The 25,232-nt window shown below is 72.6% G+C and carries 23 protein-coding genes; 7 read left to right on the plus strand and 16 right to left on the minus strand.

Features of this window, described 5'->3' with window-relative positions:
- Positions 1–239 precede the first annotated feature (239 nt).
- The 8 genes from O7603_RS16785 to O7603_RS16820 form a co-directional block, all read right to left on the minus strand.
- Positions 240–917 carry a G5 domain-containing protein gene (locus O7603_RS16785; RefSeq protein WP_281570748.1) on the minus strand — a complete coding sequence of 226 codons (678 nt, stop codon included), beginning with the start codon at positions 915–917 and terminating at the stop codon, positions 240–242.
- Between the two features lie 320 nt (positions 918–1,237).
- Positions 1,238–2,251, minus strand: a complete 1,014-nt coding sequence (gene speB, locus O7603_RS16790) for an agmatinase (RefSeq protein ID WP_281570749.1) — start codon at positions 2,249–2,251, stop codon at positions 1,238–1,240.
- Positions 2,248–3,450: a saccharopine dehydrogenase C-terminal domain-containing protein gene (locus O7603_RS16795; protein WP_281570750.1), complete on the minus strand. Its 1,203-nt coding sequence runs from the start codon at positions 3,448–3,450 to the stop codon at positions 2,248–2,250. The genes speB and O7603_RS16795 overlap by 4 nt, the downstream gene beginning before the upstream one ends.
- Complete coding sequence (locus tag O7603_RS16800; RefSeq protein WP_281570751.1) at positions 3,450–4,871, minus strand: FAD-dependent oxidoreductase; 1,422 nt, start codon at positions 4,869–4,871, stop codon at positions 3,450–3,452. Before O7603_RS16800 ends, O7603_RS16795 begins: the two co-directional genes overlap by 1 nt.
- Positions 4,868–5,710, minus strand: coding sequence for an ABC transporter permease (locus O7603_RS16805; protein WP_281570752.1), 843 nt, complete (start codon positions 5,708–5,710; stop codon positions 4,868–4,870). Before O7603_RS16805 ends, O7603_RS16800 begins: the two co-directional genes overlap by 4 nt.
- Positions 5,707–6,618 (minus strand): ABC transporter permease, encoded by a 912-nt coding sequence (locus tag O7603_RS16810; RefSeq protein ID WP_281570753.1) that lies wholly within the window; start codon positions 6,616–6,618, stop codon positions 5,707–5,709. Before O7603_RS16810 ends, O7603_RS16805 begins: the two co-directional genes overlap by 4 nt.
- Positions 6,615–7,766 (minus strand): ABC transporter ATP-binding protein, encoded by a 1,152-nt coding sequence (locus O7603_RS16815; RefSeq protein ID WP_281570754.1) that lies wholly within the window; start codon positions 7,764–7,766, stop codon positions 6,615–6,617. Before O7603_RS16815 ends, O7603_RS16810 begins: the two co-directional genes overlap by 4 nt.
- Before the next feature lie 22 nt (positions 7,767–7,788).
- A complete protein-coding gene (locus O7603_RS16820) occupies positions 7,789–8,973 on the minus strand; it encodes a spermidine/putrescine ABC transporter substrate-binding protein (protein WP_281570755.1) in 1,185 nt (394 codons plus the stop codon).
- 209 nt (positions 8,974–9,182) lie between these two features.
- On the opposite strand from O7603_RS16820, the gene O7603_RS16825 reads away from it, so the two are divergent.
- From O7603_RS16825 to O7603_RS16840, 4 genes are all read left to right on the plus strand, one after another.
- Complete coding sequence (locus O7603_RS16825; protein ID WP_281570756.1) at positions 9,183–9,695, plus strand: Lrp/AsnC family transcriptional regulator; 513 nt, start codon at positions 9,183–9,185, stop codon at positions 9,693–9,695.
- A gap of 636 nt (positions 9,696–10,331) precedes the next feature.
- A complete protein-coding gene (locus tag O7603_RS16830) occupies positions 10,332–11,678 on the plus strand; it encodes an aspartate aminotransferase family protein (protein WP_281570757.1) in 1,347 nt (448 codons plus the stop codon).
- A gap of 1 nt (position 11,679) precedes the next feature.
- Positions 11,680–13,056 carry an FAD-dependent oxidoreductase gene (locus O7603_RS16835; protein WP_281570758.1) on the plus strand — a complete coding sequence of 459 codons (1,377 nt, stop codon included), beginning with the start codon at positions 11,680–11,682 and terminating at the stop codon, positions 13,054–13,056.
- A gap of 107 nt (positions 13,057–13,163) precedes the next feature.
- On the plus strand, positions 13,164–13,520 hold the full coding sequence (locus O7603_RS16840) for a nitroreductase/quinone reductase family protein (protein WP_281570759.1): 357 nt from the start codon (positions 13,164–13,166) through the stop codon (positions 13,518–13,520).
- A gap of 10 nt (positions 13,521–13,530) precedes the next feature.
- On the opposite strand, the gene O7603_RS16845 is transcribed toward O7603_RS16840, so the two are convergent.
- A complete protein-coding gene (locus tag O7603_RS16845; RefSeq protein WP_281570760.1) occupies positions 13,531–13,893 on the minus strand; it encodes a DUF3499 domain-containing protein in 363 nt (120 codons plus the stop codon).
- 165 nt (positions 13,894–14,058) lie between these two features.
- Between O7603_RS16845 and O7603_RS16850 the strand changes: the two genes are divergently transcribed.
- The gene (locus O7603_RS16850) at positions 14,059–14,508 is read left to right on the plus strand and encodes a metallopeptidase family protein (RefSeq protein WP_074316962.1); all 450 of its coding nucleotides are present in this window, start codon (positions 14,059–14,061) and stop codon (positions 14,506–14,508) included.
- A gap of 103 nt (positions 14,509–14,611) precedes the next feature.
- Here the strand turns inward: O7603_RS16850 and O7603_RS16855 are convergent, their stop codons facing one another.
- The 6 genes from O7603_RS16855 to O7603_RS16880 all read right to left on the minus strand — a co-directional run bounded on the left by O7603_RS16855 (position 14,612) and on the right by O7603_RS16880 (position 21,613).
- A complete protein-coding gene (locus tag O7603_RS16855) occupies positions 14,612–14,869 on the minus strand; it encodes a WhiB family transcriptional regulator (RefSeq protein WP_007455784.1) in 258 nt (85 codons plus the stop codon).
- A gap of 468 nt (positions 14,870–15,337) precedes the next feature.
- Positions 15,338–15,688, minus strand: coding sequence for a phospholipase (locus O7603_RS16860; protein ID WP_281570761.1), 351 nt, complete (start codon positions 15,686–15,688; stop codon positions 15,338–15,340).
- A complete protein-coding gene (locus O7603_RS16865) occupies positions 15,685–17,076 on the minus strand; it encodes a DUF4331 domain-containing protein (RefSeq protein ID WP_281570762.1) in 1,392 nt (463 codons plus the stop codon). Before O7603_RS16865 ends, O7603_RS16860 begins: the two co-directional genes overlap by 4 nt.
- A gap of 116 nt (positions 17,077–17,192) precedes the next feature.
- Positions 17,193–17,468 (minus strand): hypothetical protein, encoded by a 276-nt coding sequence (locus O7603_RS16870; RefSeq protein ID WP_281570763.1) that lies wholly within the window; start codon positions 17,466–17,468, stop codon positions 17,193–17,195.
- Between the two features lie 166 nt (positions 17,469–17,634).
- Entirely contained in the window at positions 17,635–20,148 is a 2,514-nt protein-coding gene (locus O7603_RS16875; protein WP_281570764.1) for a bifunctional FO biosynthesis protein CofGH, read from the minus strand.
- 463 nt (positions 20,149–20,611) lie between these two features.
- The gene (locus O7603_RS16880; protein WP_281570765.1) at positions 20,612–21,613 is read right to left on the minus strand and encodes a hypothetical protein; all 1,002 of its coding nucleotides are present in this window, start codon (positions 21,611–21,613) and stop codon (positions 20,612–20,614) included.
- 99 nt (positions 21,614–21,712) lie between these two features.
- Between O7603_RS16880 and cofD the strand changes: the two genes are divergently transcribed.
- Both cofD and O7603_RS16890 read left to right on the plus strand, forming a co-directional pair.
- A complete protein-coding gene (cofD, locus tag O7603_RS16885) occupies positions 21,713–22,660 on the plus strand; it encodes a 2-phospho-L-lactate transferase (RefSeq protein WP_281570766.1) in 948 nt (315 codons plus the stop codon).
- Positions 22,657–23,745: a coenzyme F420-0:L-glutamate ligase gene (locus O7603_RS16890; RefSeq protein ID WP_281570767.1), complete on the plus strand. Its 1,089-nt coding sequence runs from the start codon at positions 22,657–22,659 to the stop codon at positions 23,743–23,745. Before cofD ends, O7603_RS16890 begins: the two co-directional genes overlap by 4 nt.
- Positions 23,746–23,873: 128 nt before the next feature.
- Here O7603_RS16890 and O7603_RS16895 read toward each other — a convergent pair whose 3' ends face one another.
- Positions 23,874–24,869 (minus strand): winged helix-turn-helix domain-containing protein, encoded by a 996-nt coding sequence (locus O7603_RS16895; protein ID WP_281570768.1) that lies wholly within the window; start codon positions 24,867–24,869, stop codon positions 23,874–23,876.
- Positions 24,870–25,232 lie beyond the last annotated feature (363 nt).

A 25,232-nucleotide genomic window follows, 5' to 3' on the forward strand; every position in this document is an offset into this window, starting at 1 on the left:
ACCCCAGGAACCCACCCACCCCCACGCGGCGAGCCTGTGGACAACGTCCACCCCTGTGGAAACCGCCCACAAGCCACCCCCACGTGCTAGCCCCCACGCACCACCTCGCCGATCATGCAGTTGTGGTGCCTCACAAAGGCGCGAGTCGGCTGGAAACTGGCACCACAACTGCATGATCCACGCGGGGAGGGTGGGTGGGTGGGGAGGGTGGGGTGGGCGGGTGGGTGGGTGGGGCCGGGTTAGTCGTCGCAGCCGTAGCCGTCGTTGTCCCGGTCCAGGTCGTAAGGGTCGTCTCCTAGCACCTTCACCGGTCCGGTGACGTAGGCCGGACCGTTTCCGGAGCCGCCCGCGCAGTCGACGTCGCTGGCGATGGGCACGCAGCCGCCGTAGCCCGGATGGCACTGCCGCTCCTGCTTCGTGCCGACGGCGACGACCTGGGTGACCGGCTGCTTGCTGACCACAGACTTGATCAGTTTCCTTCCGGTCTGCACACCGTCGGTCAGGGTCACCTGATAGGTCAGGGTGCGCACGCCGTTCACGCCCTTGGTCCGGATGACCCGCTTGCCCTCGGCCAGATTGGGGTCCTTCACGGTGCGCTCGCCGTACTTGATGGTGGCCGTCTCCGTGACCGTGCGGGTCTCCACCTTCGGACTCGGGGCGGGGGACGTCTCGGCCGGCGACGGGCTGGCGGGTGGGGCCGGCGACGGGCTGGCAGGGTCGACCGGCAGCACTGGGGCCTCGCTCGTCGGCTCCTCGTTCGGCCCGGCAACGATCGGCTCGCCCTGCTGGGCCGCCGCGGCACCCGGCTGGCTCGGTTTCGGCTCCCCGAACACCGCGGCGACGACGGTTGTTCCTCCACAACAGAGCAGCACGAAGGACAGCACCCCGGCGCCGACGATCGTCAGGGCCCGTTGCACGGGACTGAGCCGGCGGAACCAGTTCGGGCGAGCCGCGGATGGCGGGACGAACCCGGTCCCATGCGGCGGGGGAAATGGCGGCGGTTGATGTGTCACCCCGCCGAGTCTCGTCGCCGGACCCGTTCTAGAGATCCCCTGACTTGTTGCTTCACCTGCGACGACCGTCGAAGACGACAACAGCGCGGATGGTGACTGACAACAAAGGTAGTTGTGAGCTCAACCAGTCGACGAGGGCGTGAACCGATCGGCCAACGGGGACCGAGCCGAACGCGGTGGTCGCATTCCTCTTCGAGAACGAGGATCGCCGCGCCGGTGTCGGGTCAGCGGTTGTCCAGCAGGGGTTGGCGCGGGTTCCAGGGGGTGCCGGTGGTGGCGTCGTGGCGGCGGCGGGCTATCGCCGACAGCGCCTCCAGCACGACCCGGTTGCCCAGGTACGCGGTAATGTCGGCGTGGTCGTACGGAGGGGCGACCTCGACCACGTCCACCCCGACCACGGGCAGCTCGTAGCAGCAGCGCCGGACGGCGTCGAGCAGTTGCCGTGAGGTGAGCCCGCCCGGCTCGGGGGTCCCGGTTCCGGGGGCCATGCCAGGGTCGACCACGTCCACGTCGACGGAGAGGAAGACGCCCTCGCACTCGTCGACGGCGATCTCGAAAGCCTCGGACAGGCAGGTGTCCAGCCCCCGCGCGACCAGCTCGGTCATCTCGTACGACCGCATCCGCTGCTCCGCCATCCAGGTGAGCACGTCGGGGCCGGGCCAGTAGCCGCGCAGCCCCATCTGGAGGAACCGGTCGCCGCGTACCGCGCCGGATTCGATGAGCCGCCGCATGGGCTGGCCGTGCCCGTGCAGGCTGCCGAACTCGATGTCCCCGGTGTCGGCGTGCGCGTCGAAGTGCACCAGCGACACCCGGCCCAGCCCGTGCTGTCGGGCCACCCCGGTGGCGTCGGGCAGGGCGATGGAGTGGTCGCCGCCGAGCACGATCGGGATGGCGCCCGCGGCCGCGACCGTGTGGACGGCAGCCTCCAACGCCGACAGCGACCGCTCGATGTCGCCGGAGAACATCTCCACGTCGCCGGCGTCGTACACCCGCAGGTCCTGAAGGCCGTCGACGCGCAGCGCGAGGGACGGGCGGGAGCCGTCGTGCGGCAGGTAGCAGGCCTGCCGGATGGCGGACGGCCCGAACCGGGTGCCCGGCCGGTGCGAGGTGCCGCCGTCGAAGGGCGCGCCCACGATCACCACGTCGGCGTCGGCGAAGGACGCCGGGTCGGACAGGTCGCACGCGGGTACCCCGAGGAACGTCAGGTCCGGTCCGTACATGGCCCCGTAGCGGGTCATCGCTCCTCCATCCCCCACGGCGAACCGTAGCCGGCGAGCAGGTCGAGGAAGGGACGAGGCGGCAGCGCCTCCGGGCCGAGCACGCCCGTCCCGGCCCACGCGCCACCGGCCAGCAGCTCCAGGGCCACCACGGGGTTGACCGCGGTCTGCCAGACCACCGCCTGGTGGCCGTACTCCTTCATCGACCACTCGTTGTCGACGACGTGGTAGAGGTAGACCCGGCGGGGCCGGCCGTCGACGCCGGTGCCGGTGACGTACGTGCCGGCGCAGGTCTTACCGCGCATCCGCCCGCCCAGCGTGGCGGGATCCGGCAGGCACGCGGCCACCACGTCGCGCGGGGACACCGAGAGGTCACCCACCCGCACCGGTGCCACCGAGTCCAGGCCGAGCTTGTGCAACGTCTTGAGCACCTCGATGAACTCGTCGCCGAGCCCGTACTTGAAGGTGACCCGCTTCGCGTCGACCCAGCGCGGGACGAGCAGCACCTCCTCGTGCTCCACGTTGACGCACTCGACCGGGCCGATGCCCTCGGGGAAGTCGAAGACCTCCGGTTCGGAGAAGGGCGGTGTGGTGTACCAGCCGCGCTCGGCCGCCCAGACCACCGGCGGGTTCAGGCACTCCTCGATGGTCGTCCAGATCGAGAACGACGGTGCGAAGTCGTAGCCGTCGACGGTCAGGTTCGCGCCGTCGCGGATCCCGATCTCGTCAATCTCGCTGAACAGCTCGTCGGCGGCGTACCGGGCGAAGACGTCGGAGAGGCCCGGCTCGACACCGATGCCGCACAGCGCGAGCCGGCCGGTCTCGGCCCACCGCTCGGCGGCCGCGAACTGCTCGTCGCCGAGCTTGACGCCGGTCTGCGAGTGCGGGTGCGACGGGTGCGGTCGGGACAGCGACATCGCCATGTCCAGGTAGTCCGCGCCGGCCGCGAAGGCGCCCTCGAAGACCGGCATGACGAAGCGCGGGTCGACCGCGTTGAGCACGTTGGTGATCCGGTGCTCCCGGCAGAGCGCGGCGACCGCGTCGGCCGACGAGGCGTCGACCGGGGCGGCGACGAACCGGGCGTCGTGGTCGGCGATGGCCCGGCTGGCCCGACCCAGGTCGTAGTCGGCCACCACCATGATCTCGAAGAAGGAACGGCGGGCGGCGATGGCGACGGCGGCGGAGCCGACGCCACCGGCCCCGACGAGCAGGATGCGCATCAGGAATCGAACCCCAAACCAAGACGATCGAGCGTACGGAGCCAGAGGTTGCGCCGCCCCTCGCGCGCGTCGGCGCGGGCGAGCGACCAGCGGGTGAGGTTGATGCCGGCCGCGCGGAACGGCTCCGGCGGGAACGGCATCGGCGCGCTGCGCACCAGGTCGAGCCGGGTCAGCGGGGTGTCCGCGCCGGCCAGCAGGTCGAGCATGACCCGGGCGCCGAACCGGGTGGCCCCGACGCCGAGGCCGGTGAACCCGGCCGCGTACGCCAGCCGTCCGTCGTAGGCGGTGCCGAAGAACGGGCAGAACCGGGTGCAGGTGTCGATCACCCCGCCCCAGCGGTGGCTGAACCGCAGGCCGTCCAGCTGGGGAAAGGTGGTGAAGAAGTGCGCGGCGAGCGTGGTGAAGGTGGCCGGCCGCTGTTCCAGCGCGGGGGCCATCCGGTTGCCGTAGTGGTAGACGGCGTCGTAGCCGCCGAAGAGGATCCGGTCGTCGCGGGTGATCCGGTAGTAGTGGAACTGGTTGCCGGTGTCGGCGAGCCCCTGGCGGTTGGCCCACCCGATCGCCTTGCGCTGCGCGGCGGTGAGCGGCTCGGTCATCAGCGCGTAGTCGTAGACCGGCACCAGCCAGGCCCGCAGCCGGCGCAGCAGCGGCGGGAACGCGTTCGTGGCGAGCACCACCCGGCCGGCCCGCACGCTGCCGGGGGCGGCGTCCGCGCCGCCGGCGGTGACCGCCCGCAGCGCGCCGCCGTCGCGGCGCAGCCCGGTCACCCGGGTGTGCTCGGCGATCCGCACGCCGAGGCTCAGGCAGGCCCGGCGCAGCCCCCAGGCAAGCTTGGCCGGGTCGAGCAGGGCGACCCGGTCGGCGTCCCAGAGCGCGCCGAGGTACGTCGGTGAGTCCACCTCGGCGCGTACCTCGTCGCGGTCGAGCAGCCGCACGTCGCGGCCGTAGCGGCGGCCCAGTTCGGCCTCCTCCGCGAGCCCGTCCAGCTGGTACGGCTCGACCGCGACCGCCAGCTCACCGGTGCGCTCGAAGTCGCAGTCGATGCCGTACTCGGCGATCGTGTCCGCGATGGCGTCCAGGTTCTCCCGGCCCAGCCGTTCCAGCTCCTCGATCTCGTCGGGGAACCGCTCGACCCCGTTGGCCAGGCCGTGGGTGAGCGAGGCGGCGCAGAAGCCGCCGTTGCGCCCGGACGCCGCCCACCCGCAGGTGCCCGCCTCGAGCAGCAGCACGTCCCGCCCGGGGTCGTCCCGCTTGGCCAGCAGCGCCGCCCAGAGCCCGCTGTACCCGCCGCCGATCACGAGCAGGTCGGCGGTGTGGGTGCCCCGCAGCGGCGGGAGCGGGTCGGGGCGTTCCGGGCGGTCGAGCCAGTGCGGCACGGGCGCCGCGTCGGCCAGCGCCCGGCCGGTATGCGGACCGGTCATGACGGACGCCGCGCCGGTGCGTCCCCCGCCGCGCCGACCCGCAGGGCGGCGCGTTGACGGCGTCGGCCGGGCACCGAGCTGGCCAGCACCAGCAGCAGCGCGATCACGAACATCGCGGTGCCGATGACGTTGACCTGCGGCGGGATGCCCCGCTGGGCGGCGCCCCAGACGTACATCGGGAACGTGACGGTGGTGCCGGCGTTGAAGTTCGTGATGATGAAGTCGTCGAAGCTCAGCGAGAAGGCGAGCAGCGCGGCGGCCACGATGCCGGGCAGCACGAGCGGCAGGGTGATCCGCCGGAACGTCTGCCACTCGTTGGCGTAGAGGTCCATCGCGGCCTCCTCCAGCCGGGAGTCCATCCCGGCCAGCCGCGCCTTGACCGTCACCACCACGAATGAGACGCAGAACATGACGTGCGCGATGACGATGGTCCAGAAGCCCTGCGGCACCCCGGCGGAAACGAAGAGCGCGAGCAGCGAGGTGCCCATCACCAGCTCCGGCGTCGCCATCGGCAGGAAGATCAGCACGTTGATCCCGGACCGGCCGCGGAAGCGGTGCCGGACCAGGGCGAACGCCATCAGCGTGCCGAGCACCGTGGCCACCACCGTTGCGATGAAGCCGATCTGCACGCTGCGCACCACCGCGTCGCACATGTCCGAGGTGGCGCACGGGTTCCGCCAGTTGTCCAGGGTGAACTCGTGGAAGTCGTACGACAGCCGGCTGGACGGCCGGTTGAACGACAGCCCGGCCACCACCAGGATCGGCAGCGACAGGTAGCCGAGCACCAGCAGCGCGACGACCATCACCCACCGCTCGGCCAGCCAACGGGACAGTCTCACAGGACCTCCTCCGTGCCGGCCCGCCGCAGGTACACGAAGACCACCGCGAGGATCGCCGCCATCAGCAGGAACGAGAGCGCCGCGCCCTGCGGGTAGTCGAGCCGGACCAGGAACGCCGAATCGATGACGTTGCCGATCATGTACTCGTTCGGTGTGCCGAGCAGTTCGGCGTTGATGTAGTCGCCGCTGGCCGGGATGAAGAAGAGCAGCGTGCCGGCGACCAGACCGGGCATGGACAGCGGCAGCGTCACCCTGCGGAACGCCCGCAGCGGGCTCGCGTACAGGTCGCTGGCCGCCTCCAGCAGCCGGTGGTCCAGCCGCTCCAGGCTCGCGTACAGCGGCAGCACCAGGAAGGGCAGGAAGTTGTACGTCAGGCCGAGCACCACCGCGAACGGGGTGGCCAGCAGCCGGCCGTCCGGGCCGAGGAGGTGGATGTCGCGCAGCAGCCCGACGAGCCAGCCGTTGTCCGACAGGATCGTCTTCCAGGCCAGCGTGCGGACCAGGAAGCTGGTGAACATGGGCGCGACCACGCAGACCAGCAGCAGGTTCTTCCACCGGCCGGCCTTCTGCGCGATGGCGTACGCCAGCGGGTAGCCCATCAGCAGGGCGAGCACCAGCGCCAGTCCGGCGTAGAGGAACGACCGGAGGAACTGCGGCCAGTACGCCGACAGCGCGTCCGGGTAGTTGCCGAACGCCCAGGTCAACGCGTAACCGGTGGACAGTGACCCGGTGGGGTCGTAGAGGCTGGCCGCGGCGAGTTGCACCAGGGGCAGGGCGAAGAAGACGAACAGCCAGGCCGCGCCGGGGAGCAGCAGCAGGTACGGCAGGAACCGGTACCGCCCGCGCCGGGCGGCCGGCGGCGGCGTCGCCGTCGACTGCCCGGTGGGTACGTGCGCGAGAGCACTCACGAGGTCACACCCACCGGCTCGTCGACCGCCGGGCTGGTCCGGTCGGCTTCGCCCGGCTCCCGGGGCAGCAGGAACGCGTGCCGCGGGTCCCAGTGCGCGACGGCTTCGGTGCCGACTGCGAGCCGTTCGGCGGCGCCGCTGTTGGCCGCGAAGACCGACAGCTCGCTGCCCCAGCCGGTCCGCAGCAGGTACTGGGTGCTGACGCCGACGTAGGAGGCGTCGGTGACCACCCCGGTGACGTGCTGGTGGCCGTCGGGGACCTGGTCGGCTCCGCCGACCAGGTGCAGCTTCTCCGGGCGTACGCCCAGATAGACGGGCCCACGGTCGACCCGGGCCCGGTCAGCGGGCACCGTGTGACGGGCGCCGTGCGCGGTCACCGGCACGTCGCTCCCCGCGGTGCCGGCGGCGTCGCCGGCCAGCAGGTTGGACTGGCCGAGGAAGTTCGCCACGAACGCGGTGGCCGGGAACTCGTAGAGGTCGGCCGGGGCGCCGAGCTGTTCGATCCGCCCCGCGTTCATCACCGCGACCGTGTCGGCCATCGTCATGGCCTCCTCCTGGTCGTGGGTGACGTGCACGAACGTGATGCCGACCTCGGTCTGGATCCGCTTCAGCTCGATCTGCATCTGCCGACGCAGCTTCAGGTCGAGCGCCCCCAGCGGCTCGTCCAGCAGCAGCACCTGCGGGTGGTTGATCAGCGCGCGGGCCAGCGCGACCCGTTGCTGCTGCCCGCCGGAGAGCTGGGCCGGCCGACGCCGGGCGTACCCGTCGAGCTGCACCAGCGACAGCATCCGCTCGACCTGGTCGTCGACCTTGCGGATCCCGCGCCGCCGCAGCCCGAAGGCCACGTTCTCGAAGATGTCCAGGTGCGGGAAGAGGGCGTAGCTCTGGAACACCGTGTTCACCGGCCGCTTGTACGGCCGCAGCCGGGCGATGTCCCGGTCGCCGAGCAACACCTGCCCACTCGTCGGCTCCTCCAGCCCGGCGATCATCCGCAGCGTCGTGGTCTTGCCGCACCCGGACGCGCCGAGCAGGGCGAAGAACGAACCCTGCGCGATGGTCAGGCTGAGGTCGTCCACCGCGGTGAAGATGCCGAACCGCTTGGTGAGGTTGGCCAGTCGCAGGTCGCCGGCCGGGGTGTCGCGTCCCACTGTCGTCCCGCCCAATCCGTCGTCAGGCCCCGATGACCTGCTGGAACTTGCCTTCGTACTCGCGCTCCTGCTTCTCGTCCAGTGCCATGAAGACCTTGGACTTCGACAGCATCGCCTCGTCCGGGAAGATCAGCGGGTTGGCCGCCAGCTCGGGGTCGATCTTCTCCATCTCGGCCTGCGCGCCCTGGACCGGGCAGATGTAGTTCACGTACGCGGCCAGCTGGGCGGCCACCGCCGGGTCGTAGTAGTAGTTCATGACCTGCTCGGCGTTGCCCTTGTGGGTGGCCTTGTTCGGCACCAACATGTTGTCCGACCAGAGCATCACGCCGGACTCGGGCACCACGAACTTGACCTTCTCGTCCTCGAAGCCGAGCTGGATGACGTCGCCGGACCAGCCGATGCAGGCGGCGATGTCGCCCTTGGCCAGGTCGGGCGCGTAGTCGTTGCCGGTGAACTTGCGGATCTGCCCCGAGTCCACCGCCTTCTTCAGCTTGTTGACCGCGTCGTCGAACTGCGCGGCGGTGAAGTTGGACGGGTCGTGGCCGTTGGACTGCAGCAGGAGGCCCATGGTGTCGCGCATCTCGGACAGCGCCGTCACCTTGCCCTTGAGGTCGGGGCGGGTGAGCAGCTCGTCGACGGTGCGCAGCTCCTTGGTGACGTTGCCGTTGTAGGCGATGCCGGCCAGGCCGGACTGCCACGGCACGGCGAGCTGGTTGTCCTTGTCGAACGAGCGACCGCGCAGGGACGCCAGCAGGTTCGCCTCGACGTTCGGGATCTTGGACTTGTCCAGCTTCTGGACCCACCCGAGGCGGATCATCCGCGCCGCCATCCAGTCGGTGAGCACCATGATGTCCCGGCCGGTGGACTGACAGCCGGCGAGCTGGTTCTGCACCTTTCCGAAGAACTCGTTGTTGTCGTTGACGTCCTCGGTGTACGTGACCTCGATGCCGTTCTTGGCGATGAACGCGTCGAGCGTCGGCCGCTTCGACTCGTCCTTCTCGTCGACGTCCATGTACTGCGGCCAGTTCGAGAAGGCCACCTTCTTCTCCGTGCCGGAGAGGTCTTCGCTGACGCAGCCGGCCTCGGTCTGCTGCGCGCCCTTGGTGCCGCAGCCGGCCAGCGACCCGCCGACGGCGAGCATCGCGGCCGAGCCGAGGGTGCCGGTGAGCAGACCGCGCCGGGAGAGGGGCCGGAGGGGACTACGCATGTGACGACTCCTTCGGGGGTCATCGTCGGCGGCGGGGACGGGGGTGGCGACGCCGGCGGGAGGGTCAAGTGCGATGGACGACTGATCCTGACATGGGGTGACCTTCCTTACAAGGGATTCCGTTGCGGGATTAGCTCTGGACGACGAAATACGCCAGACTGCGCGAGGCACTAGGCTCACAGCGCGGGAACCGACATGGGGAGCGGTCGATGACGAACCGGCAGCAGGAGAACGGCAACGGCGGACGGCGGCTGGCCGTGCGCGACGGCGCCAGTCACGCTCTGCTAGACGACGTGGCCAAGCAGATCATCGAGCAGCTCCAGGAGGACGGGCGCCGGCCGTACGCGACCATCGGCAAGGCTGTCGGGCTCTCCGAGGCGGCGGTGCGGCAGCGGGTGCAGCGCCTGCTCGACGCCGGCGTGATGCAGATCGTCGCGGTCACCGACCCGCTCCAGCTCGGCTTCCCCCGGCAGGCGATGATCGGCCTGCGCACCGACGGCGACCTCGAGGCAGTGGCCGACCGCCTCGCCGAGCTGGAGGAGGTCGATTACGTCGTGATCACCGCCGGCTCGTTCGACCTGCTCACCGAGGTGGTCTGCCGCAACGACGACCACCTGCTGGAGATCCTGCAGCGGCTGCGGGCCGTCGAGGGAGTGCTCTCCACCGAGGCGTTCGTCTACCTCAAGCTCCGCAAGCAGACCTACACCTGGGGTACGGCCTGACGCCGCCCGCCCCCGCGGCCCGCCGCGAGCCCGGCCCACCTGCAACCTGTGATGCCGACGCTTTAGAGCTGATGTCGTAAACGACTCACCGCAGGGCGCGGCACCACCCCGACGCTCGCCCGACCGCACCGATGCTGCCGATGGCGCTGGAGTTCCCGGACGTGCCGGCACCCACCCCGACGCCCCGCGCCCCGGCCCCGGCCCCGGCCCCAAGCGCGGGCCCCGAGCCCGGGCCCCTTGCCACTACCCCGCACCCCCGCCCCGCGCCCGGCCCCGCGCCTCGACCCCGGCCCGTGCCCCAGCCCCGGCGGGAACTGCCCCGCTTCTGCCGCCGCGCCGACCGCGTGATGTCGTAGACGACTCAGCTCCAAAGGACCCGGCCCACCCACCAGCCAGACCGTGGCGGGTCGCCGGCGAGCAGACCGGCGGGGGAGGCGGCACCCGCGAGCGGGCTTCCACCAGGCCCAACACGGCGATGCGGATTCCGTTGTATGGCCGACACCGATAAGCAGAATTCGTTGCCATGCAGGCTATACACCACCGATACCACTTGCCAGAGCGGTGCGAGCTGTGCGATAACCGTGGGCAGAGCGGCCGGTACGTCCCCCTGACCGGCCCGAGACCGATGGGGCTGACATGGCCAACGCCACCGACCACCTCTGGATGCACTTCACCCGGATGGCGAGCTACTCCGCCGGCGAGGTGCCGACCATCGTGCGCGGCGAAGGCGCGTACGTGTGGGACTCCCAGGGCCGCCGCTACCTGGACGGGCTCGCCGGCCTCTTCGTGGTGAACGCCGGCCACGGCCGCACCGAGTTGGCGGACGCCGCGGCCAAGCAGGCGGCCGAGTTGGCCTACTTCCCGCTCTGGTCCTACGCCCACCCGAAGGCGGTCGAGCTGGCCGAGAAGATTTCCACGCTCACGCCGGGCGACCTGAACCGGGTCTTCTTCACCACCGGCGGCTCCGAGGCCGTGGAGGCGGCGTGGAAGCTGGCCCGCGCCTACTTCAAGCGCACCGGCAAGCCGAACAAGCACAAGGTGGTCAGCCGCTACATCGCGTACCACGGCACCTCGATGGGCGCGCTGTCGATCACCGGCCTACCAGGCATCAAGAGCGACTTCGAGCCACTGGTCCCGGGTGGCATCAAGGTGCCGAACACCAACTTCTACCGCGCCCCGGAGCACGGCGACTCGCCGGAGGCGTTCGGCCGGTGGGCCGCCGACGAGATCGGGCGGGCGATCGAGCGCGAGGGGCCGGACACCGTGGCCGCGGTCTTCCTGGAGCCGGTGCAGAACTCCGGCGGCTGCTTCCCGCCGCCGCCCGGCTACTTCGAGCGGGTCCGGGAGATCTGCGACGCGTACGACGTGCTGCTCGTCTCGGACGAGGTGATCTGCTCGTGGGGCCGGCTCGGCGAGTACTTCGGAGCCGTCCGCTACGGCTACCAGCCGGACATCATCACCACCGCGAAGGGCATCACCTCCGGCTACGCCCCGCTCGGCGCGATGATCGCCAGCGATCGGCTGATGGAGCCGTTCCTCACCGAGACCGGCATGTTCGCCCACGGCGTGACGTTCGGTGGTCACCCGGTCTCCTGTGCGGTGGCCCTGGCCAACCTGGAGGTCTTCGCCCGCGAGGACCTGGTCGGTCACGTCCGGGCCAACGAGGCGGTGTTCCGCGCCACCCTGGAGAAGCTCAACGACCTGCCGATCGTCGGCGACGTGCGGGGCGACGGCTACTTCTACGGCATCGAACTGGTGAAGGACAAGGCCACCCGGGAGACCTTCGACGAGGCCGAGTCGGAGCGGCTGCTGCGCGGATTCCTCTCCACCGCGCTGTTCCAGGCCGGTCTCTACTGCCGCGCCGACGACCGCGGCGACCCCGTCGTGCAGCTCGCCCCGCCGCTGATCGCCGACCAGCAGCAGTTCGACGAGATCGAGCAGATCCTCCGCGCCGTGCTCACCGAGGCCTGGCAGCGCCTCTGACGTGGGCTACCGGGACCTGTCGTACTGGCTGTCCAGCCTGGAGGAACCGCTGACACCCCGCCCGCCGCTGCCCGGAGACGCCGACGCGGACGTGGTGATCGTCGGGGCCGGTTACACCGGGCTGTGGACGGCGTACTACCTGGCCGTTGCCGACCCCACGCTGCGGATCACCGTCCTAGAGCGGGAGATCGCCGGCTACGGGGCGTCCGGGCGCAACGGGGGTTGGTGCTCCGCGCTCTTCCCCACCTCGCTCACCGGCCTGGCCCGGCGGCACGGCCGGGACGCGGCGATCACGATGCAGCGGGCCATGCGGGAGACGGTGCGCGAGGTCGGACGGGTCGTCGCGGCCGAGGGCATCGACTGCGACTGGGCGCCCGGCGGCACCGTCGTGCTCGCCCGCACCGACGTCCAGCTCGGCCGGGCCCGCGCTGCCGTCGCCGAGGCGCGCGCCTTCGGCTTCGGCCCGGACGACCTGGCGCTGCTCGACGCCGACGAGGCCACCGCCCGCTGCGGCGCCGAGGGCGTACGTGGCGGGACGTACACGCCGCACTGCGCGGCGGTGCACCCGGCCAAGCTGGTCCGGGGGCTTGCCCGGGCGGTGGAGCGGCTCGGGGTGAGCATCCACGAGCGGACGCCGGTCACCGAGATCCGGTCGGGCGCGGCGGTCACCCCGGCCGGGATGGTCCGCGCGCCGGTGGTGGTCCGTGCCACCGAGGGGTACACGCCGGAGCTGCCCGGGCAGCGACGCACGGTGGTGCCGGTCTACTCGTTGATGGTGGCCACCGAGCCGCTGCCGGCGGAGACCTGGGCGCGGATCGGGCTGGCCGCCCGGGAGACCTTCGCCGACCACCGACACGTGATCATCTACGGGCAGCGCACCGCGGACGGGCGGCTCGCCTTCGGCGGGCGGGGCGCGCCGTACCACTTCGGTTCCCGGGTCCGGCCCGGCTACGACCGGGAGCCGGCGGTCTTCGCGGCGCTGCGTCGTACCCTCGGCGATCTCTTCCCGGTGCTCGGGCCCGACGTGCCGGTGACCCACCGCTGGGGCGGGCCGCTCGGGGTGGCCCGGGACTGGTCGGCCTCCGTCGGGCTGGACCGGTCGACGGGGCTCGCCTGGGCGGGCGGGTACGTCGGCGACGGCGTCTCGACGACCAACCTCGCCGGGCGTACGCTCGCCGACCTGATCCGCGGCGTGGCGAGTGACCTGACCGCGCTGCCGTGGGTGGGTCACCGGTCTCCGCGCTGGGAGCCGGAGCCGCTGCGCTGGCTCGCCGTCAACGCCGGTCTGCGGGTCATGTTCTCGGCCGACGCGGCCGAGGCCCGCACCGGCCGCCCGGCGCGCCGCGCGGCGGTCTTCGGCCGCTTCCTCGGCCACTGAGCCGGCCGCCGCGCCCCGGGACGGGTGTGCGGGAACCGGCACCCGGCCCGCGTCCGGCTCCCTAGCCTGGCACTCAGGAGCAGCTCGGAACGTTGACGGAGGCCGGCGTGAGCACTGAGGCGATCATGGACGCGTTCGACGGCGAGCAGGAGGTCGAGCTCACCGTGACCGGGCGGAAGAGCGGGCGGCAGATCAGCCACCCGGTCTGGTTCGTGCAGGAGGAACAGAGCATGTTCCTGATGCCGATCACCGGCTCGGACAGCGACTGGTTCAAGAACGTCAGCCGGACGCCGATGATCCGGGTGGCGGCGAACGGGACGGCGGTGAACGCCCCGGCCACCCCGATCATCGAACCGGACCAGGTCGACCACGTGGTGGGGATGTTCCGCGACAAATACGGCGCGGAGCAGGTGACGAGCTACTACCCGAAGCACGACGTCGCCGTGCAGGTGCCGCTCGGCTGACCGCCCCGGCTCAGACGTTCGGGGGGATGACCCGGAGGTGGCCCCGACGGCCGGTGGGGTGCGACTGCGCGTCCTGGTCGTCCTCCGGCGGGCGCGGGGCCGGGCGGGCCGCCTCACGGACCGCCTCGGCCAGCGCGACCAGGTCGTCGGTGGTGGGCGGCGGCGGCTCGAACTCGCCCTCGTGGCGCACCACGTCCCAGCCCCGGGGCGCGGTCAGGCTGCGGGCGTGCGGTTCGCAGAGGTCGTACGTGTGCGGCTCGGCGAAGGCGGCCAGCGGGCCCACCACCGCCGTCGACTCGTTGTAGACATAGGTCAATGTGGCGACCGCTTGCCGGGGGCAGCCGTTACGGGAGCAGCGCCGTGGTGACCTCACGGCGGCAGGGTATCCCCATTACCGGGTCCGGCGCACCGCTTCGCGTTGCGACACGCCCGTCACGGTGATCACAATTCGCGCCCTCTGCGCGTCGCTTCCGGCTCCGGCGCGCCCGACGGTGGCGCTGCCGCAGGCCAGGCCGGCGCGCGGGCTACCCTGTGCCTCATGACGAGCCCGGAACACCGCCGCCCCGGCTCCGGCCGGCGCGCCCACCGCGACCGCCACGGGCGCGGCCTGCGCGGACGGCTGGTGCCGGCCACCGTGCCACTGGCCCGGACCAAGGCCGAGGTCTTCGACGACCTGGTCCTCGACACCGTCGAGACGCTGGAGCGCCGGTTCGCCAAGGAGCTGGCCGGGGTCGAGTTCGCGGTGGAGGACGTTCCGCCCGACCTCAACGTCTACGACTCCGACGTGCTCGAGGACGGCGAGGTGCCGCTGGCCCGACTGCTGCCCGGCCGGCCGGGCCGGCAGGAGGTGCCGCCGCGGATCGTGCTCTACCGGCGGCCGCTGGAGTTCCGCGCGATGGACCGGGAGGATCTCGCCGACCTGGTGCACGACGTGATCATCGAGCAGGTGGCGAACCTGCTCGGGGTCGACCCGGACGAGCTGGCGTGAGCGACCCGGCCCCCACCGGGCCGCCAGCCGCCACCGGGCCGGGCCTTTCCCGCTGGGACGCGGCCTGAGCCGGGCGGCCCCCACCGCCCGGGCCCGGCGTCCATCAGGCGGCTCGCCGCTTCAGCTTGCGCCGCTCCCGCTCGGAGAGCCCACCCCAGATCCCGAACCGCTCGTCGTGGCCGAGAGCGTATTCGAGGCACTCCGTCTTGACCTCGCAGCGAGAGCAGATCCGCTTCGCCTCGCGGGTCGAACCGCCCTTCTCGGGAAAGAACGCCTCCGGATCGGTCTGCGAGCACAGCGCCCGCTCCTGCCACTCCGGCGCGTTTCCGAGCAGGTCGGCCACCTCAAGCTGGCCGTCCATCAAATGCCTCCTTGCCGCGCACCGGCGTCATCGCCGCTGCAACCCCCCACGCGAAAGGCGTGCTTGTCCGTCCGGACCCGTTTTGATGCGTTCCGTGCGAACAACCCCATTCAAATTACACGCGTGTAATGCGTGCGCCGTCAAGCCAAACTTGATAATGGAGTCGCCCTCCCGACACGCCCCGGTCGGCCATCCGGCCACCCGGCCTCGCAACCTGCCCTATCGATTCAGACCCCGCCCGAGTAACGCCCTCTCCGGCGAGTTGCCGGAGATTTCTGCCGTGGCGCCTCCGTGCCGCGCCCATCCGACAGTGGCCGGCACGCCGCGGGGGCGCCCCCGGACCGAGATGCTGATCTTGGTGGGGCACAGGTTAACGCGCCTCGGGCCGGACCGCCCGTCGACCGGTAGACGACGACCGCGCTCCGTCCACCATGTGGACGGAGCGCGGGTGCGGGAGCGGGTCGGACGTCAACCGGAGCCCGCCGGGGCGCTGCTCGGCCAGGTGAACTCAGCCACCACACCGCCGGCGACCCGGATCGTCCCGGCCGGCGTGTCCTCGTCCCACCAGACGGTATAGACCCCGGCGGCCAGGTCCGGGTACACGGCACTGTGGAAGGTGCCGTCGCGGACGTGGCGCTCCCGCACCGCCGAGTGGGTACGCGGCCCCGCCACCCCCGGGCTCACCTCGATCTCGCGGCCGTGCAGATCCGGTCCGGTGTAGATGATCAGGGCACCGGTCTCACCGCCCAGGTCGAGCACCACGCTGCCGGTCGTCGACGGCCCGTACGCGTGCCGGTACACGTCAGCCCTCCCGCTCACGCCGCCGACGGGTTGCCGAACCCGTCGTACGGCGTGCCCAAGTAGGGGAAGCCGGCCAGGAACGGCGCGGTCACGTCGGCGGCGCTCAGCCCGGGGGTCACCGCGGCGGCCGCCGCGTCCGGCCGGAACGCCCGGTCCACCAGCGGCACGGTCAACCCGGCGATGGCCCGCAGCGCGACGGTGACCACGTCGTCGCCGACCCGGCGGCCGTTGGGAAAGCCGGCCAGGTCGCCGCCGAGCACCCCGAACCGGTCCGGCCGCCGGCTCGGCGGGATCGCGGTGTTCAGCCGCAGCATGTCCGCCTGGATGTCGCCCGTGGCGTTGGTGAACCCGTCGACCAACCCCTCCGGCACGCCGGTGAGCAGCAACGCCACCAGATCCGCCCGGGGCTTCCCCGCCTTGGTCAGCTTCTCCAGGTTGGGGAAGACGCCGGGGTAGAGCGCCGGCAGCAGCGCGGCCAGCTCCGGCTGCTCGACGAAGCGGGCGAACCGCTTGTCCTCCGAGGGCGGCAGCGAGTTCCACAGATCCTTTCTGGACATCGGCACGACGACCTCGTTGAACAACGGGTTGCCCAACCGGGAGACCTGCACGAACGGCCCGGTCGCCACGTCGCCGCCCGGGTCGGTGCCCCGCACCCGGACCTGCCGGCGGGAGGCCGACGTCCAGACCCCGAGCACGGAGGAGCGGTCTGCCGCCCCGTACCGGTTGGCCCGCCGGCGCACCAGGTTCAACGGCACCTGGAGGGCGATGCTGTGCACGTTCATCCGGTCCGTGGCGTTGACCGGCTCCCCCTCGGCCCGGAAGAGCTTCTTCCCGGCCACGTGCAGCTGCTGGAACGGCCGCAGCGTGCCCAGGTCGAAGACCGCGCCCAGGTCGACGAAGAATCCGTCCGCCCGCTGCCCGGCGAAGACCCGCTCACCCGTGGAGAGGCTGAAAGTGGCCTGCCGCACCAACTCGGTGTACTTCGGGGTGGACAGTGGGCCGACGTTGCACGGCGGGCAGGGCAGCGTGTGCGCGAGGCGGTGCTCCTTGCCGCCCGCCACCCGGGTCAGGCTGTAGAACTGCCGCCGGTTCCAGTTCCGGCTGTCCAGCGACTCGATCGGGCCGGTGTTGTAGAGAAAGCTGTTCGGATTCGTGACCTCGGTGGTGAATTCGAACCGGTAGGTGACATCGGGACGGGCGTCCCCGTCGTTGTCGATATGGATCTCGTACCGCACGTCGTCACCGAACTCGAAGAAGTTCGGCCCGCCGGACGGAAGTTGCAGCGGCACGTAATTGGCGATCAGCGTGACCGTGTCGGGCCGGTCGGGGCTGACGAACGCGTACAGGTCGGCGGAATCGGCGACCGGATCCTTGGCGATTTCCGGGGCCTCGCGGTGCGAAGACATGGCGGACCAACCTCACTGGACGGGGGGACGGGTCGAGGATCGGCCGGTGCCGGACGGCCCCGGGCCGGGTGCGGCCGGGCGGACGGGGGTGGCCGGAGCAGAGCTGACGGCCGGGATCAGCGACGGGCGGCGCGCCGTAGCCGCTCCGCGAGGCCGCGGTCGCGTACCTCGATCCGGGACGTGCCGACGAAGACGTCCATGGTCCCGGTGTCGGCGTCGCGCAGGTGCACGACGATCGGCTCGTCGGCCGCTTCGGCGCCCGGCGCGTTCTGTGCGGCCGACAACCCGGGCACGGTGAGGGCGGCGGCGCCGAGCGTGGCGCTCGCCGCCGCGGTCAGCGTCTGCCGGCGGGTCAGTCGCGGCCAGGGCCGCTTCCGCTCGTCACTGCTCATGGGCAACCTTTCCGGCGGCGCGGGCACGCCCGCGATGGCGGACGGAAGCCGGCGGCGCGCCGAGTGACGGCCGCCGCCGGCCCCGCCTGGGAGCGCCGGCGGCGGTTCTCGCCGTCACCGCCGCCAGCGCCCGGTGGTACGGCCGGCGGAGCGGAAAGGTTCGATCTCAGTGGTGGACGGGGCCGTACGCGGTGGTCCGCCGGCGGGCCGGCCGCCCGGCCGCCGCCGCGATCGCCCGCAACTGCTCCTCGGTACGCGCCGACCCGTTGGCCGAGCCGGCCATCCGGGAGATGGTCTCCTCCATCAGCGTGCCGCCCAGGTCGTTGCAGCCGCCCTGGAGCATCGCCACCGTTCCGGCGTCGCCGAGCTTCACCCAGGAACACTGAATGTTGTCGATCCGGCCGTGCAGCAGCAACCGGGCCATGGCGTGCACCACCCGGTTCTCCCGCCAGGTCGGCCCGGGCCGGGCAAGGCCGGCCAGGTAGATCGGCGCGTTGGTGTGCACGAACGGCAGGGCCACGAACTCGGTGAAGCCGCCGGTGCGGTCCTGCACGCCGGCCAGCACCCGGAGATGGGCCAGCCACTGCCCCGGGTGGTCGACGTGGCCGTACATCATCGTGGAGCTGGACCGGATGCCCAACTCGTGGGCCGTGCTCACCACCTCGACCCAGGCGGCGGCCGGCAGCTTGCCCTTGGTCAGCACCCAGCGGACCTCGTCGTCGAGGATCTCGGCGGCGGTGCCCGGGATGGTGTCCAGCCCGGCCTCGCGCAGCTGGGTCAGCCACTCCCGGACCGGGACCCCGGCCTTGGCGGCGGCGGTGACGATCTCCATGGGCGAGAACGCGTGCACGTGCATCCCCGGCACCCGCGCCTTGATCGCCCGGACGATCTCCGCGTACCCGGTCACCGGCATCTTCGGGTCGATGCCGCCCTGGAGGCACACCTCGGTCGCGCCGGCCGCCCACGCCTCCTCGGCCCGGTCGGCCACCTGGTCGACCGAGAGCCGGTACGCGTCCGCGTCCCGCTCCCGCTGCGCGAAGGCACAGAACCGGCAGCCGACGTAGCAGACGTTGCTGAAGTTGATGTTCCGGTTGACCACGTAGGTGACGTCGTCGCCGACGGCGGCGCGGCGGACGTCGTCGGCGAGCCGGCACAGTTCGTCCAGCGCCTTGCCGTCCGCGCCGAAGAGGGCCAGCGCGGCGTCGGTGTGCCGGGGCTCCAGCAGGGCCCCGGGGTCGTCGGCGGCCAGCCGCAGGCCGGCCCTCAGGTCCGCGTCGCCGGCGCCGGCGCCGGCCGGCGCGGCGGTCACCTTCGTGGCCACCTCGGCCCAGTCGCCGTAGACGCTGTCGAAGTCGCCCCGGCGGTCGGTGGCGCGCCCGGCGGAGTCGATGGTGACGTGCAGGTCGGTCCGCCCGCCGAACACCTCCTCCGGCTCCTGCCACGGACGGCCGACCGGGCGGGCGTCCTCGACGGCCAGCCCGGTCTCCGGGTCGGCCAGCGCGGTGACGTGCGCGAGCAGGCGCGGATCGAGCCACGGGTCGCCGGCGCGGACGTACTCCGGGTAGATCGTGAGCCGCTCCCGCAGCGTGAACCCGGCCTCCGCGGTGCGCCGGGCCAGATCGTCCAGGTGCGGCCACGGACGCTCCGGGTTCACGTGGTCCGGGGTCAGCGGGGAGACCCCGCCCCAGTCGTCGATGCCGGCGCGCAGCAGCAGGTCGTACTCGCCCGCGATGAGGTTCGGTGGTGCCTGGATGCGTGCCCGCGGGCCGAGCAGCACCCGGGCGACCGCCACCGTGGCGGCCAGGTCGTGCAGCTCCGCGTCCGGCATGCCGCGCATCGCGGTGTCGGGCTTGGCGCGGAAGTTCTGCACGATCACCTCCTGGAGGTGGCCGTACTCCCGGTGGGCGCGCCGCATCGCGAAGATCGCGTCGACGCGCTCGGCGTGGGTCTCTCCGATACCGATGAGGATGCCGGTGGTGAACGGCACGCCGACCCGGCCGGCGTCGTCGAGCACCCGCAGCCGCACCGCCGGCTCTTTGTCCGGTGAGCCGAAGTGCGGGCCGCCCGGCTCCGACCACAGCCGGGTCGAGGTGGTCTCCAGCATCATCCCCATGCTCGGCGCGACCGGCTTGAGCCGTTGCAGCTCCGACCAGGACAGCACGCCCGGGTTCAGGTGCGGCAGCAGACCGGTCTCCTCCAGCACCGCCACCGCGCACGCCCGCAGATAGTCCAGTGTGGAGTCGTAGCCCCGCTCGTCCAGCCACTGCCGGGCCGCCGGCCAGCGCTCCTCCGGCCGGTCACCGAGGGTGAACAGCGCCTCCTTGCAGCCCTGCGCCGCGCCCGCCCGGGCGATCTCCAGCACCTCGTCCCGGTCGAGGAAGGCCGCCGGCAGCCGGTGCGGCACGGTGGCGAACGTGCAGTAGTGGCAACGGTCCCGGCACAGCCGGGTCAGCGGGATGAACACCTTCTTGGAGTACGTCACCACGCCCGGCCGGCCGGCCTCGCGCAGCCCGGCGTCGCGGATCCCGGCGGCGACGCCGAGCAGTTCGTCGAGGGCCTCGCCGTGGGCGCCGAGCAGCGCGGTCGCCTCGTCGACGTCCAGCGCCCGCCCGGTCGCGGCCCGGTGCAACGCCCGACGGACGCTCGCCTCGGTCGGGCCGGAGTCGATGCGATCAACCATCCGCCCAGACTAAGCGGTGATCGGGACAGTGCCGCCACGTCCGCCCGCTCCGTGGGCAACCGCACCCCGTCGACGCCGCCCGGGGCGATCGCGCCACCCGTCCGACCGACGGGCGGGACCAAGGCGCCAGACCGAGACGCCAGACCGAGACGCCAGACCGAGACGCCGGGCCAAGACGCCGGGCCAAGACGCCGGGCCAAGACGCCGGCCCAAGACGCCGGGCCAAGGCGCCGGGCCAAGGCGCCGGGCCAAGGCGCCGGGCCAAGGCGCCGGGCCAAGGCGCCGGGCCAAGGCGCCGGGCCAAGGCGCCGGGCCAAGGCGCCGGGCCGAGGCATCTCTTTCACGGAAAGAGTGGCCTCCCCGCGTCGGGAGGCCACTCTTTCCGTGAAACTGCGCGGCCACCGCGCCCGCGCGCCCCGCCCAGGCGCCCGTGGCGCCGGATCTGGGTGGACGCGGCGGACGGTCAGCGGGTTGCGCTCGGGTCGTCGCCCGGGTTGATCCGCTGGGTGCGGTCACTCTCGCCGTCCGCGGGGCGCGGGATGGCCTGGGTCGGCTCGGCGGGCTGACGCGGAATGGCCTGGGTGGGATCGGCCGACGGCGGCTGTCCGAACGGCGGCGCGGAGTGCGGGGCCGGGCCGGCCGGCGGGGCGGACTGCGGCACCGGGTTGACCGGCGGGGCCGACTGCGGCGCCGGGCTGAACGGCGGAGCGGACTGCGGCGTCGGGGCGAACGGCGGGGTCGGCTGGCCGTACTGACCGTACTGGCCGTACTGGCCGGGCTGACCGGGCTGGCCGGCGTGCGGGACCGGGGCCGGGTAGCCGCCGGGCTGGCCGGGGGCCGGGTAGCCCGGCTGGCCGGGGGCCGGGTAGCCGCCGGGCTGCCCGGGGTAGCCGCCGGCCTGGCCAGCGCCGGGCCAGCCACCGGGCTGCTGCGGCCAGCCGGGCTGCGGCGAGCCGTAGACGCCGGGCTGGGGCTTGGGCTTCGGCACGTAGTACCACGCGCGCCAGATCGTGAAGACCACGTACGCGGCGACCGCGAAGACGGCCAGCCAGGCCAGTCGGGCCAGCAGGCCGAGCAGGGCGTCGAGCACCTCGGCCTCGGCCAGCCGGCCGACCAGCCAGATCATCAGGGTCAGCGCGCCGAACAGCGCGCTGACGGCGTACTCCCCGAGGGCCACCTGGGTGATCAGTTTCGCTTTCGGCAGCACCGGCTGCACGTGGGTGGCAAGCAGCACGGCCAGCACCGGCATCACCACCGCCTCGACGCCGACGAACGCGCCGTACGCGGCACCGGCCCGGTCGGTGAACGAACCGAAGTCGGCCGGCGTCAGCAGCCGGATCAGGCCGACGAACAGCAGCACGGCGTTCGCGCCGAGCAGTACGAGCGCGGCGAGTTCGCGTAGCGGCTTGGTCAGCTGGCGGGCCTGGTTCGCGTCGGCGGACGCAGGCTCGGCGGGGCTGGTCACGAGCTCCCCCTAGGGGCGAATGCGGACAGTTGCCGACGTGAGCCTAGTCTCCCCGGTCAGCGGCGGACCGCAGGCGTCGCGTGCGCGAGGATGGTCGGTATGCGCATCGTGGTTCTCGCGGGCGGCATCGGAGGCGCCCGGTTCCTGGTCGGCGTGCGGGCGTACGCCCGACAGGTGGGCGCCGAGGTGACCGCCGTGGTCAACGTCGGCGACGACCTGTGGCTGCACGGCCTGAAGATCTGCCCCGACCTGGACAGCGTGATGTACACCCTGGGCGGCGGCGCCGACCCGGACCGGGGCTGGGGACGCGTCGGGGAGAGCTGGACGGTCAAGTCCGAGCTGGCCGCGTACGCGGCGGAGCCGTCCTGGTTCGGGCTGGGCGACAAGGACATCGCCACCCACCTGGTGCGCACCACCATGCTCAACGGCGGCTACCCGCTCTCCGCGGTGACCGAGGCGCTGGCCACCCGCTGGCAGCCCGGCGTACGACTGCTCCCGGCGACCGACGACCGGCTGGAGACGCACGCGGTGGTCGACCGGGACGGTGGCCAGCGGGCGATCCACTTCCAGGAGTGGTGGGTGCGGTACCGGGCGGACATCCCGACCCACCGGTTCGTGTTCGTCGGCGCGGAGACCGCCAAGCCGGCGCCCGGCGTGCTGGACGCCCTCGCCTCGGCCGACGTCGTGCTGGTCGCGCCGAGCAACCCGGTGGTGAGCATCGCGCCGATCCTGGCCGTGCCGGGCCTGCGCGAGGCGGTGGCTGACGGTCCGGCGCCGGTGGTGGGCGTGTCGCCGATCATCGGCGGCGCCCCGGTGCGGGGGATGGCCGACCGCTGCCTGGCCGTGCTCGGCGTCGACTGCAGCGCGGCCGGGGTGGGCGGTCTCTACGGCGCCCGGTCGGCGGGCGGCCTGCTGGACGGCTGGCTGGTCGCCGAGGAGGACGAGGGCACGCTGGTGCCGGAGGTGACCGTCCGCGCGGTACCGCTGCGGATGACCGACGAGGCGGCGACGGCGGCCATGGTCCGTGCCGCGGTGGAGTTCCGGTGAGGTTGGAGATCCTGCCGGTGCTGGGCATCGGCCACGTGTCCGAGGGCGACGACCTTGCGGCGATGATCGCCACCGCGGCCCCCTGGCTGCGCGACGGTGACGTGCTGGTGGTGACCAGCAAGATCGTCTCCAAGGCGGAGGGCCGCCTCGTGGACGTCCCTGCGGACGGGCCGGAGCGGGACACCGCCCGGAACGAGGTGCTGGCCGCGGAGACCGCCCGGGTGGTCGCCACCCGGGGCGCGACGCGGATCGTGCAGACCCACCACGGCTTCGTGATGGCCTCGGCCGGGATCGACGCGTCGAATGTCGACAAGACCCAGCTGGTGCTGTTGCCGAAGGACCCGGACGCCTCGGCCCGGGCGCTGCGCGCCGCGCTACGCGAGCGCCACGACCGGGACGTGGCGGTGATCATCAGCGACACGATGGGGCGGCCGTGGCGCAACGGCCTCACCGACGTGGCGCTCGGCGTGGCCGGGATGGAGGCGATCCGCGACCATCGGGGCGAGGTCGACCCGTACGGCAACGAGCTCCAGCTGACCCAGATGGCCGTGGTGGACGAGCTGGCCGCCGCCGGCGAGCTGATCAAGGGCAAGATCGACCAGGTGCCGGTCGCGGTGGTGCGCGGCTACCTGACCGCCACCCGCGAGGACGAGACCGGCGCGTCGGCGCTGGTCCGCGACGCCGCACAGGACCTCTTCTCGCTGGGCACCGCCGAGGCGCGGGCCGCCGGCCTGGCCGCCGGCGTCACCCTGCCGGACGCCCCGGGCCCGACGCCCGCCGACCCGCTCGCGGTGCGCCGGGTGATCGACGCGGTGGCCGGCGTGGTCGCACCCGGCACCGTCTTCACCCTGGTCGGCGGAGACGACGAGGTACGCGCCGGACTCGTCGCCGCGGTGCCCGGCTGGCCGCCGCAGGCCACCACCCTGGTCCTCGGCTCGCCGCCGACGCCGGTGGATCCGAGCGACCTGGTCCGGTTCGGGGCGGACCTGCACCGGCTGCGCATCGCCCTCGCCGTCGAGGGGATCCCGTCGCTGCTCCTGCCACCCCCCGCCGGCAGCACCGCCAGCGCCGCCCTGGCCCTGTAACTCCCGCGCCCCCGCGCCCGCCCGCCGCCCGCCGCCCGACAGGTTGATCATGAAGTTGTTGCCGCGACACGCCGCGCCGACGGGCAACAACTTCATGATCAATGGGGCGAGGCGCCCGCCGGGGTGGGTCAGGCGTCGAGCATGGCGCGGCCGAGCGGGGTCAGGGTGTGCAGCACGGTGTTGCGGTCCCGCTGACTGACCAGCAGCCCGGCGTTACGCAGCACGGTGGCGTGCTGGCTGGCCGCCGCCGGGGAGATGTTCAGCCGCCGGGCCATCTCGCCGGTGGTGCAGCCGTCGTCGCTGACCTGGAGCACGGCCGCCCGGGTACGCCCCAGCAGCGCGGCGAGCGCCTCCCGCCCCTGGTTCGGCCCGCCGCCGTCGCCCGCCGTCGGGGCCAGCCCGCCGAGCCGGTCCACCGGATAGACCAGGACCGGCGGAAGCGCCGGGTCGAGCAGCGCCACCGGGGTACGCGCGCAGAAGAACGACGGCACCAGCAGCAGCCCTCGACCGTCCAGGTGCAACTCGCGGCTGTCCGGGTAGTCGCGGACCTCCAGCAGCCCGGCGTCCCAGCGCATCGCCGGGCGCATGCTGTTCAGCAGGCCCTCCACACCGCCGTCGAGCAGGGCCCGGGCCCGGCGGCTCCGGTCCGCCTCCACCGCGGCCTGAATCCGCGTCCAGTACGGGCTGATCGCCAGCGACCGGTACTGCTCCATCGAGTCGGTCAGGTGCCGCAGCGCCGCCGGCTCGCCCCGGGCCAGCGACGAGGCCGACGAGGGCAGCGCGTTCTCGGTGGCGAGCAGGGTCAGGTCGCGGTGCAGCAGCGACGCGGGGGTGCTGCGGACCGCTTCCAGGCCCGCCTCGAAGCCACCCACGCTGGCGTACGGGGTGAGGAAGTCCGGGAAGTAGCCGCGCGGCGGGTTCAGCGCGAAGAGGAGGCGGAGGTGGTCGGAGGCGATGTCCTGGCGCAACGTACGCGCGACAGTGCGGCGCCAGGTCGACATGAGCGGATCCCGACTCCGGCCCTGCAACAGGTGCAGGCTCAGGATCAGCTCCCAGACCGGGTCGGCCGTCGGCGCCACCCGGGTCCGGAGGATGTCCTCGCCAGAAAAGTAGATCTTCAGCATGGTGCGCTCCCGCTCGCCCGACGGGGGTTACCGGGCGACCGTTCGAACTCTACCGGCCGGCACTTATCTCCATCTTTAAGCGTGGGCTGAAAAACCTCGACGCCCCTGGGGCCCGTTGGGCATGCTTCCACTGCCCGATGGTGTCGGCGCGTCGACCGCGCACGGCACTTGGGCACCGGGACCGGGGAGGACCGACGCCCGGGCGGCACCACGAGGGTCTGCGGCCCTTGCACCGCAGGGGTGCCGCCCGGCCGTCCCGCCCGGCACACTCGAGGCCGGCCGCCGCACCCGCTCTGTCGGCGGTGCGCACACACGTGCGACCCGACGATGCCCGCAAGTTCCTCTCGGGGAGGCCCGCTCCGC

This window comes from Micromonospora sp. WMMD812 (genome assembly GCF_027497215.1).
GTDB lineage: Bacteria > Actinomycetota > Actinomycetes > Mycobacteriales > Micromonosporaceae > Micromonospora.